At 61.0% G+C, this 8,306-nt stretch carries 8 protein-coding genes; 6 read left to right on the top strand and 2 right to left on the bottom strand.

Annotated features, from left to right (window positions below; genetic code table 11):
* Window positions 1–493: 493 nt before the first annotated feature.
* The 3 genes from DQW77_RS13785 (at window position 494) to DQW77_RS13775 (ending at window position 1,795) form a co-directional block, all read left to right on the top strand.
* On the top strand, window positions 494–868 hold the full coding sequence (locus tag DQW77_RS13785; protein WP_113258804.1) for a DUF927 domain-containing protein: 375 nt from the start codon (window positions 494–496) through the stop codon (window positions 866–868).
* A gap of 329 nt (window positions 869–1,197) precedes the next feature.
* Window positions 1,198–1,599 (top strand): helix-turn-helix transcriptional regulator, encoded by a 402-nt coding sequence (locus tag DQW77_RS13780; RefSeq protein ID WP_113258803.1) that lies wholly within the window; start codon window positions 1,198–1,200, stop codon window positions 1,597–1,599.
* Window positions 1,600–1,603: 4 nt separating this feature from the next.
* Entirely contained in the window at window positions 1,604–1,795 is a 192-nt protein-coding gene (locus DQW77_RS13775; RefSeq protein WP_113258802.1) for a hypothetical protein, read from the top strand.
* Between the two features lie 750 nt (window positions 1,796–2,545).
* Here the strand turns inward: DQW77_RS13775 and DQW77_RS13770 are convergent.
* Together DQW77_RS13770 and DQW77_RS13765 are read right to left on the bottom strand one after the other, a co-directional pair.
* Window positions 2,546–3,337: an enoyl-CoA hydratase/isomerase family protein gene (locus tag DQW77_RS13770; RefSeq protein ID WP_113258801.1), complete on the bottom strand. Its 792-nt coding sequence runs from the start codon at window positions 3,335–3,337 to the stop codon at window positions 2,546–2,548.
* Window positions 3,334–5,004, bottom strand: a complete 1,671-nt coding sequence (locus DQW77_RS13765) for an NAD(P)/FAD-dependent oxidoreductase (protein ID WP_113258800.1) — start codon at window positions 5,002–5,004, stop codon at window positions 3,334–3,336. The genes DQW77_RS13770 and DQW77_RS13765 overlap by 4 nt, the downstream gene beginning before the upstream one ends.
* A 395-nt stretch (window positions 5,005–5,399) precedes the next feature.
* Here DQW77_RS13765 and DQW77_RS13760 point away from each other — a divergent pair, with 395 nt between their 5' ends.
* Genes DQW77_RS13760 through DQW77_RS13750 form a run of 3 tightly spaced genes read left to right on the top strand, consistent with a single transcriptional unit; the run spans window position 5,400 to window position 8,298 of the window.
* Window positions 5,400–7,091: a class I adenylate-forming enzyme family protein gene (locus DQW77_RS13760; protein ID WP_113258799.1), complete on the top strand. Its 1,692-nt coding sequence runs from the start codon at window positions 5,400–5,402 to the stop codon at window positions 7,089–7,091.
* Entirely contained in the window at window positions 7,088–7,837 is a 750-nt protein-coding gene (locus tag DQW77_RS13755) for an SDR family NAD(P)-dependent oxidoreductase (protein WP_113258798.1), read from the top strand. Before DQW77_RS13760 ends, DQW77_RS13755 begins: the two co-directional genes overlap by 4 nt.
* Complete coding sequence (locus tag DQW77_RS13750) at window positions 7,831–8,298, top strand: MaoC family dehydratase (protein WP_220124966.1); 468 nt, start codon at window positions 7,831–7,833, stop codon at window positions 8,296–8,298. Before DQW77_RS13755 ends, DQW77_RS13750 begins: the two co-directional genes overlap by 7 nt.
* Window positions 8,299–8,306 lie beyond the last annotated feature (8 nt).

Raw genomic sequence — 8,306 nt, 5'->3', positions numbered from 1 at the left:
GACGTTTCCATCAGTAACACCTGCTCTTCCTCCGTGCCAAAGCGCACGGATGTTAACAATGCAGGTGGGTCAGTTTTAGATGATCATACCCACCCAAGTGGGTCACTTTTGCATGCCGATTCACATTATAAAACAGAGGTCAACGCAGCCCTGACGCAACGCAAGCGCTCATGGGCCACACCTCCTGTATAGCAATCCGTCGTTGGAAGATTCGAAAAAAATCAGTGCCCGCTTACTTTTGAATGTTTGAAATATATTGTAATACAGCGTGATCACCACATCGACACGCCGTTGGTCTGCATATCGATGCAAGCGGCAGAGCGGTGTGGCATAATGAGGAAAATTTTTTGATGGTAATTTTGGCGGTAAGGGGGAGGTGAATATAAAAAAACGTAATTAAAACAATATTTTAGGCTAAATCGTGGCGGAAGAGGTGTCCGACAAATAGTCAACCCCATCAACGTAACTAATTGATTGTAAATACTTTTAATTCTTGCCTCAAGCAAATTGTATAGCACAATGTATAGCAAACTTCAGCTATCTTCGCTGCCATCGGCTTGGCTGGACCATTAACGCGCATGACGCCTTCGTTCTCGGCAACGGCCGCGTGATCGGACATGCGCTGGTGACGACGGACAATATCCCGGACGACATGATGGCGGCGATCCACACGCGGGGCACGCTCGACGCGTGGAAGAGCGAGGTCGCGGCACGGTGCGTCGGCAATCCGCTGATGATGCTGGCGGTGTCGCACGCGTTCAGAGGACCGCTTCTGGCTGTTCTCGGCCAGACCGGTGGCGGGTTTCACATGCGCGGTGTGTCGTCGCGCGGCAAGTCGACGATCCAGTATGTCGCCACCTCGGTCTGAGGAGTAAGCGCTTCCTGACATTCAATGGCGGGAGGGGCGATCAGCCCTTCCTGATCGCCGGATCACTTGGACCGGTCGGACCGCTCGGGTCGGGAAAACGGCCTGGTTTCATTTCGGTCCAACTGGTCCAAGCGGTCCACGCTGCCAGGACTGCAATGTGATTTTACACAGACGCTGACCACACCTTGCCAGAGTAGCCTATTGCTCAAGCGCCATGAAGTGGGACATTCAGACTAATTCTTCCCCCGCCCGTTCCCCGTCGGACCGTTGCTATGAATAAAGCAAGCAGCTGATACGCTGTGAGGCAACTGACTGAAAAGGGGAAGAAAATGCCGAAGAAACCTTACGCTGACACCCGCCTCGCGAAATTCATCGACAAGCGCGTGATGGAACTCAAGCCCCGGAAGTCGCAGATCGAGATCGCCGTCGAGGCCGGGTTCGTCAGCCAGAACATGGTCACCATGATCAAGACCGGCGCGAGCAAGCTGCCGCTCGACCGCGTGCCGAGCCTGGCGCGCGCGCTCGAATGCGATCCCGCTTTTTTGTTGCGCCTGACGCTCGAGCAGATCGAAGGCGATACCGCCGCGCACGCGCTCGTGGAGATCATGGGCACGCCGATCACCGGCAACGAGCTCGGCTGGCTGCAGGAGATCCGCGAAGCTTCGGATCACAGCGACCCGCGCATGACCAGCCGTGGTCGCGCGGCGATCCGGGCGATCTTCGGGAAGTAGAGGCATGACGAACCCGAGCCGCCCGTCCGCCGCGGCAGCGCATCCCCGCGTGCGCCGCCCTGGCTTCGGACCTGAAGATCTGACCGACAACGAGGTCGCGTGGGTCGAGTTCCTGCGGATGATCAGCGATGGCCGCGATCTGCACCCGACGCTTCACCGCGTGCAACTGCTCAGGCGCGTGTGCGGGAAGTTCTGAAAGCATCGCGCATGGCCCATATTCTCGGTGGGCCGCGCCTGATGTCATGCGGACACCTCTTCACGGGGTTCATTGCGTGGGGCCCCGAACATCGGGGTCAGCGAACGCCAGGTGGCACTGTCCTGCTGAAGGGTTACACTCCATCGCGCATGCCCGGTTGGCGGGCCGCGCGATAAATCCGTGGGGGAAAAGCGGCAGCTCGGCTATTCACCAATTTCTACAGCGGAGGAATGCGCCGCCATCGCAAACAGCGTCGTCCAGAGGTCACGCATCGCTCGCCGATAGTTCGCAAACGTCCTCTTTTCGGAAGGTCATCGGTGCGATCTTCGCGAGCGCAGCATTGCGAGCGCAGCATTCAACTTGGCAGGTGATTTCCGGTCATTCTCTGCAGGTGCGCGCTGATTGATGCAGTCGGGCGGTTGCAGACATTGAAATTGCGTCAAATCCTGAGAATCTACTGCATTGCCGCAAGATGGCTCGGAACCCACATTGAACGCAGCGCCTCAGTTGTAGTTTGCACGTGCTGCACCGCATGCCCGTCGAGGACGACCCACATCAGCTGCTCGGCAATGAATACTTGAAGGGCCGCTTGGTGACGATCGGTGCCAACTCCAAAAAATCGGCTTTATCTGGCACCAATTATCCAAAGTTGAATTTCGCTTATCTTGAAGGGCTCACCAAGACCAATTCGCCCTACTAGGCGCGGACATGTGCGACCCTCACTTGCCGGCCTCTTAGAACGAATTAACTTCAATCCTTTGCATTCTTGCCATACGCGAAGGCACGGACGGCGTCCGCGTGTTCCATCGTTTCGTTCGACCTGATCTCGTCGGCAAACGCCGCATCGGCGTGATGTGCGGCGAGGGCCACGAGGGGGCGATTGATCGCAATCTTGGTCCATCGGATCGCCTTGGTCTTTCCAGTCACAAGCCGTTCGGCCAAGCTGTAGACTCGCGCGTCCAGGTCTTCGGCGGGCACTGCGTCTGTAACCAGACCGATTTCGGCGGCCTTGGTAGCCGGGATCGCATCCCCCGTCAGAAGGTATTCGCGTGCGCGCAGGTAGCCGGTCATCTGCGGCCAGAGCAATGCGCCGCCGTCCGCGGCGACCAGACCGACGGCCACGTGCGGATCACCGATCTTTGCGTTTTCGGCGGCAATCGCGACGTCGCAGGACACCGCGAGAGACGCGCCGAGCCCCATCGCGTGGCCGTTTACCCGCGCGATGATCGGCTTCTCCATCGAGAGTTGCCCGACGAGAATGCGCTTGGCTTCTCGGATCGTGACATGGAAACGCTCAGGTTCGTCGATGGCGTCCTGCATCCAGTCCAAGTCCCCGCCCGTGCTGAAGGCCCGCCCGTTTCCAGTGAGCACGATCACGTCGCTGGCAGCATCGTCGTCCAGGTCAGCAAAGAGGTGCGAAAGCTCCGTGTGAAGCGCGGCGTTGGCGGCGTTCATCGCCTCGGGCCGGTTTAGCTGGACGGTCAGGATGCGGCCCTGCCGTTCGAATTCGATATGGTGGTAACGTTCGAAGAAATCGCTCATGCGAAGGCCTTTCTGGGCTCCTGCGCCAAAGGCGCGCCGTCGAACAGAAAACCTTCATAGCCGTTTTCGCGGATGCGCGTGCACAGGTCGCGATACATCGGGTTGCCACCGATCCAGACAAGCGCGTCGCGGCCCTCGCGGCCAAGGTTCGTGTTGATGCCGGTGAACCACGAGTTGGTGGACCCGATAAGGGTCTTCGAGAGAAGTTTCTGACAAAGTCGGGTGTAATCGGCCTGCGCCTCAGGGGTCGGTTCGATCACCTGCGTGCCTTGCTCGAGCGCGGTGCGCATAAGCCCGTCCAGCCAATCGATCATCAAGGCCGAGCACCGCGGAATGTTGCAGAAGGTCGCCCCATTCTGAGGGCCGACGAGCATGAAGAAGTTTGGGAAATCAGCGACTTGCATCCCGAGATAGGTCGACATGCCGTCATCGAAGCTGTCCTTGAGCGAGATGCCGTCGCGCCCCCGGATATCGATGCGGTTCCAGGAACCAACGATGGCGTCGAAGCCTGTCGCGAAGATGATGACGTCCAGGTCAAACTTCCCGGACTCGGTCTCAATCCCTGTTTCAGTGATGCTCGTGATCGGGTCGGCGTTCACGTCGACGAGTTGGACGTTGTTCTGATTGTAGCATTCGAAATACTTGGTCTCGAGCGGCACCCGTTTGGTGCCGTAGCCGTGATCCCTAGGGATGAGCTTGTCGGCGATTTCGGGGTTGGTCACGCGTTCGCGGATCTTTTCGGCGACAAACTCGGAGACGAGATCGTTTGCCTCCTTGTTGAAGAGCACATCCTTGTAATTACCCAACCATAGCGAGAAGCCGGGGCCCTTGTAGAGCTCTTCCCAGAGCGCGCGCCGTTCTTCGGGCGCGGCCTCCAACGTGTTCTGGTCGCGGAAGATATGGCTGAACCCGGCGAGCGTGGTGTCGAGGAAGCCGATCATGTCGTCGTAGTTTGCCTTGATCTCCTGCATCTCGTCGGTCGTGATCGGCCCGTTGCCCAGCGGCGTGCACCAGTTGGGCGACCGCTGGAACACCGTCAGATCACCGGCCACCTTCGACATTTCCTGGATCACCTGCACGCCGGACGACCCGGTGCCGATGACACCGACGCGCTTGCCCTCGAAGTCGAGCGGGGCCGGCCCGAAACCGTCGGGGTCGCGCGGCCAGAGCCCGGTGTGAAGCGTGAGGCCTTCGAACGTGTCACGCCCGGGAATATTGGGGTATTGCGGCGCCGAAAGTGGGCCGAGCGCGGAGACGAGGAACCGGCAGGTCATGTCCGGCCGGTCGCCTTCGAACGAGACGGTCCAGGTCGCGGCATCGTCATTCCAAGTAGCGGCCCTGACGCGGGCGTTGAACGTGTAGTCCTGGCGCACTTCCATCACGTCCGCGGCCTTGTTGATGTAGCGCAGCACTTCCGGCTGGGCGGCGAAGCGTTCCGACCAGTCGAAATTCTCGAGCAGCTCGCGCGAGAAAAAATAGGCGTAGGTCTCGGATTCGGAATCGACCCGGGCCCCAGGGTAGCGATTCCAGTTCCAGACCCCCCCGACCTGGTCCGAAGCCTCGACCCCGCGAACGGTCATGCCCATCTGGCGCAGGCGATAGAGCATGTAGAGACCACTGATCCCGGCCCCGATGACGATCGCGTCGAATTCTGGCTGGCTTGCCATGCGCACTCCTCCACTTGGCGCGGCGCGGGGCGGCGCGTGCCTTGGCCACGATGCTGCCAGAAGCTGACACATGGGCTGAGTAACTGTCAAGTTTTGTAGTATACTAATACGTATTTCTCCTAAAACCCGAACTGACCCTTGCTGCCGCCATAGAGCGCGAGCCAGCTCCGAAGCCCTCACGCGTCACTCTAAAAGATACTAAAAATATTTCCAAATATTGGATTTCGGGATGGAAAAGGTCTTAATGCGACAAGTGGCAATGACGCGCCGGCGGTATGCATACTTGATATATTAAAATATACGTGTAAGTATCTCTCTCACGGTAAGCGCCCGACTTCACGCTCCGGGAGGGAGTTGCGACAGATCGCTCACCGCGAAGATACGGGGAGGACTTCATGGCCCGCACGTTCAGGGACCGTCATGCAGATGTTCTGAAGCGTCACCCCGTGTGGCGGCCGCGGATGTTGCACGAGATCCTCGACGAGGCGGCGGCCGAGGCCCCCGACCGACCCTTCATCATCACCGATGCGGCCATTTACACCTACGCGGATGTCGCGGAGCGCTCCAAGCACGTAGCCGGGGGACTGGCCGCGCTCGGCGTGGCGCAGGGCGATCACGTCGCACTGCTCATGGCGAACCATCCCGATTTCGTCTGGATCAAGTATGCCATCTCGCGCCTGGGCGCGGTCTGCGTGCCGGTAAACTTCTTCAACCGGCGCGACGAGCTCGCCTACGTGCTCGCGCAGTCGGACGCGAAGGTGCTGATCACAATGGATCGGTTTCGCGACCTCGATTACCTCGGCATGCTTGACGACATTGCGCCCGGCTGGGAAAGCGCCGGTGGCGGCGACGCGCTGCCTCGATTGTCCCATGTCGTCGTGCGCCCGGACACCGGCGCAGCCCGCGACGGTGTGCGGACACTCGCCGATGTTGACGGCGACGCGCCAGCCACAGTGACCTCCGAAGCCGAGCGAGTCTCCGACATCATCTACACGTCCGGGACGACCGGGCAGCCCAAGGGCGTGATGATGACGCATGACATGCTGGCGCGGGCCTCGTTCACCAGTGCGCTGACGCGTGGCTTCGATGATGGCTGGCGCGTGACCTTCTCGCTGCCGATGTATCACGTCTACGGCTACGTCGAAGGCATGCTCACCGCCCCCTGGGTCGGCGGCGCAATCATTCCGCAGACCGCGTTCCACCCGGCCGAGACCGTTAGCGCCATCGTCGAGCACAAGGCGCACGACGTGCTGCTGGTCCCGACCATGACGCTCGCGATCTTCGAGCATCTGAAGGCCAACCCAACCGAGATGCCTGACCTGGTGGCGGTCATCAGCTCCGGGCAGCGCGCGCCGAAGGGCATCTGGGACGAGATCCGCACCCATTTCGGCGACGTGGAGCTGACTACCGGCTACGGGATGAGCGAGGTCACTGCAACGATGGCGCTGACACGCGTCGGCGACCCCGACGATAAATTGCGCGAGACGAACGGACGCATGCGCGACGCGGGACCGGCGGGAAGCGAGGACCTGCGCGGCAAGCTGGTCCTCTACCGCGTTGTCGACCCGCAGACTGGCGCCGTTTTGCCCGACGGCGAGACCGGCGAACTCCAGGCGCGCGGCTTGTGTGTAACCCAAGGCTACTACAACAAGCCCAAGGAGACCGAAGAACTCTACGCCGAGGATGGCTGGATCCATACCAGAGACCTCGGGCATCTTGTCGAAGACGACTATCTCGTGCTCGATGGCCGGCTCAAGGAAAGCTACCGGTGCGGCGGCGAACAGGTGATGCCGACCGAAATCGAGGACGTGCTGACCGCGCATCCGGACGTGATGCAGGCCCACGTGGTTCCGGTGCCTGATGCCCGCATGGGCGAGGTCGGCGTAGCCTACATTGTCGCGCGAAGCGGCGCCGCGGTCACCGAGGACGACTTGGTCGAACGCTGCAAGAATTCGCTCGCCCGGTTCAAGGTGCCCAAGCACGTTCTGTTCATCGACCAGGCGGACCTCCCGGTCACGCCCTCGGGGCGGGCCCGCAAGTTCCTGCTGTCCGACCGCGCAATCCGCGAACTGGAGATCGACCCATGAGCCGGATCGCCCTCGTCACAGGCGCTGCCCGCGGGATCGGCGCGACGACTGCCCTCCGACTGGCTGATGACGGCAACGACGTCGCGGTGCTCGACCTGACGATTGAGGCCTGTGAACAGACTGTCGCGAACATAGAGTCTTGCGGTCGCAAGGCGGTCGCCGTCGCGGCCGACGTATCGAACCCTGAAGCGGCCGCGCGTGCCGTTGCCGAGGTCACCGAGCGCCTTGGGAAACCGACCGTGCTCGTGAACAACGCCGGCCTGCTGCGCGAGGGCACGCTGCGAAAGACTTCGTCCGAGACGTGGAAGTCGGTCCTCGATGTGAACCTCGCAGGCGCGTTCAACATGGCCCAGGCCGTGCAGATGGGCATGCGCTCCGAAGGACACGGCCGCATCGTGAACATCACCAGCACTGGGGCACTCGGCGCAACCGGTCTTTCGGCCTACAGCGCTGCCAAGTCCGGGCTGCACGGCCTAACTAAGTCGCTGGCGATCGAGCTGGGCCGGTTCGGGATCACCGTGAACGCGGTCGCGCCCGGCCTGACCCTGACCAACATGATCGACGAAATGTCAGGCCGCACCGGCGAAGGCGTGGACGTCATGACGGAGGACGCCTTGAAGAGCATCCCCGTCGGCCGCGTCGGAACGCCAGACGACATCGCGCACGCGATTTCCTTCTTCACCGACCCGCACTCGGATTTCGTGTCGGGCCAGATCCTCTACGTCACCGGGGGGCCGAAATGCTGAAACGAATGGACAACCAGATGAACGACCAGATGACGGCCGAAGAGGCCTACTGCATCACGCCGGACACGCCCGTCGGCTTCGAGCTGATCGGCGTGAAGAAGAAAGCGGCGATCCAGCTGATGGGGTCACGCCTCTGGGGACGGTTCAACCCGAACCACTGGGACCCGGTCTATGCCGACGAAACCGGCCTCGATGCGCCGATCCAGACCGGCGAGATGAGCTCGGCCTACATCGCCGAGATGTGCGTCAACTACCTTGGCGCTGCGATGTTCAAGGGCGCCAGGTTCAATTGCAAATACGTCGCCTCGATCCTCGCCAACGAGATTATCGAGACCGGCGGGTGCGTGACCGCGAAGGAGCCCGATGGCGATGGTTGTCGGTTCACGCTCGAGGTCTGGGTCAAGAACGACGCGGGCCAGCTCAAGTCCATCGGAACCGTCGAAGCCACAGTGGGCCCGTGAGGAGAACG

Source organism: Roseovarius sp. TE539 (assembly GCF_003298505.1).
Classification (GTDB): Bacteria; Pseudomonadota; Alphaproteobacteria; order Rhodobacterales; family Rhodobacteraceae; genus Roseovarius.
This window is presented reverse-complemented; position numbering and strand designations above follow the sequence as displayed.

Coding starts and splice junctions, on each gene's coding strand:
- DQW77_RS13780 (WP_113258803.1), top strand. CDS start 1,198: ATGCCGAAGAAACCTTACGCTGACACCCGCCTCGCGAAATTCATCGAC.
- DQW77_RS13775 (WP_113258802.1), top strand. CDS start 1,604: ATGACGAACCCGAGCCGCCCGTCCGCCGCGGCAGCGCATCCCCGCGTG.
- DQW77_RS13770 (WP_113258801.1), bottom strand. CDS start 3,337: ATGAGCGATTTCTTCGAACGTTACCACCATATCGAATTCGAACGGCAG.
- DQW77_RS13765 (WP_113258800.1), bottom strand. CDS start 5,004: ATGGCAAGCCAGCCAGAATTCGACGCGATCGTCATCGGGGCCGGGATC.
- DQW77_RS13760 (WP_113258799.1), top strand. CDS start 5,400: ATGGCCCGCACGTTCAGGGACCGTCATGCAGATGTTCTGAAGCGTCAC.
- DQW77_RS13755 (WP_113258798.1), top strand. CDS start 7,088: ATGAGCCGGATCGCCCTCGTCACAGGCGCTGCCCGCGGGATCGGCGCG.
- DQW77_RS13750 (WP_220124966.1), top strand. CDS start 7,831: ATGCTGAAACGAATGGACAACCAGATGAACGACCAGATGACGGCCGAA.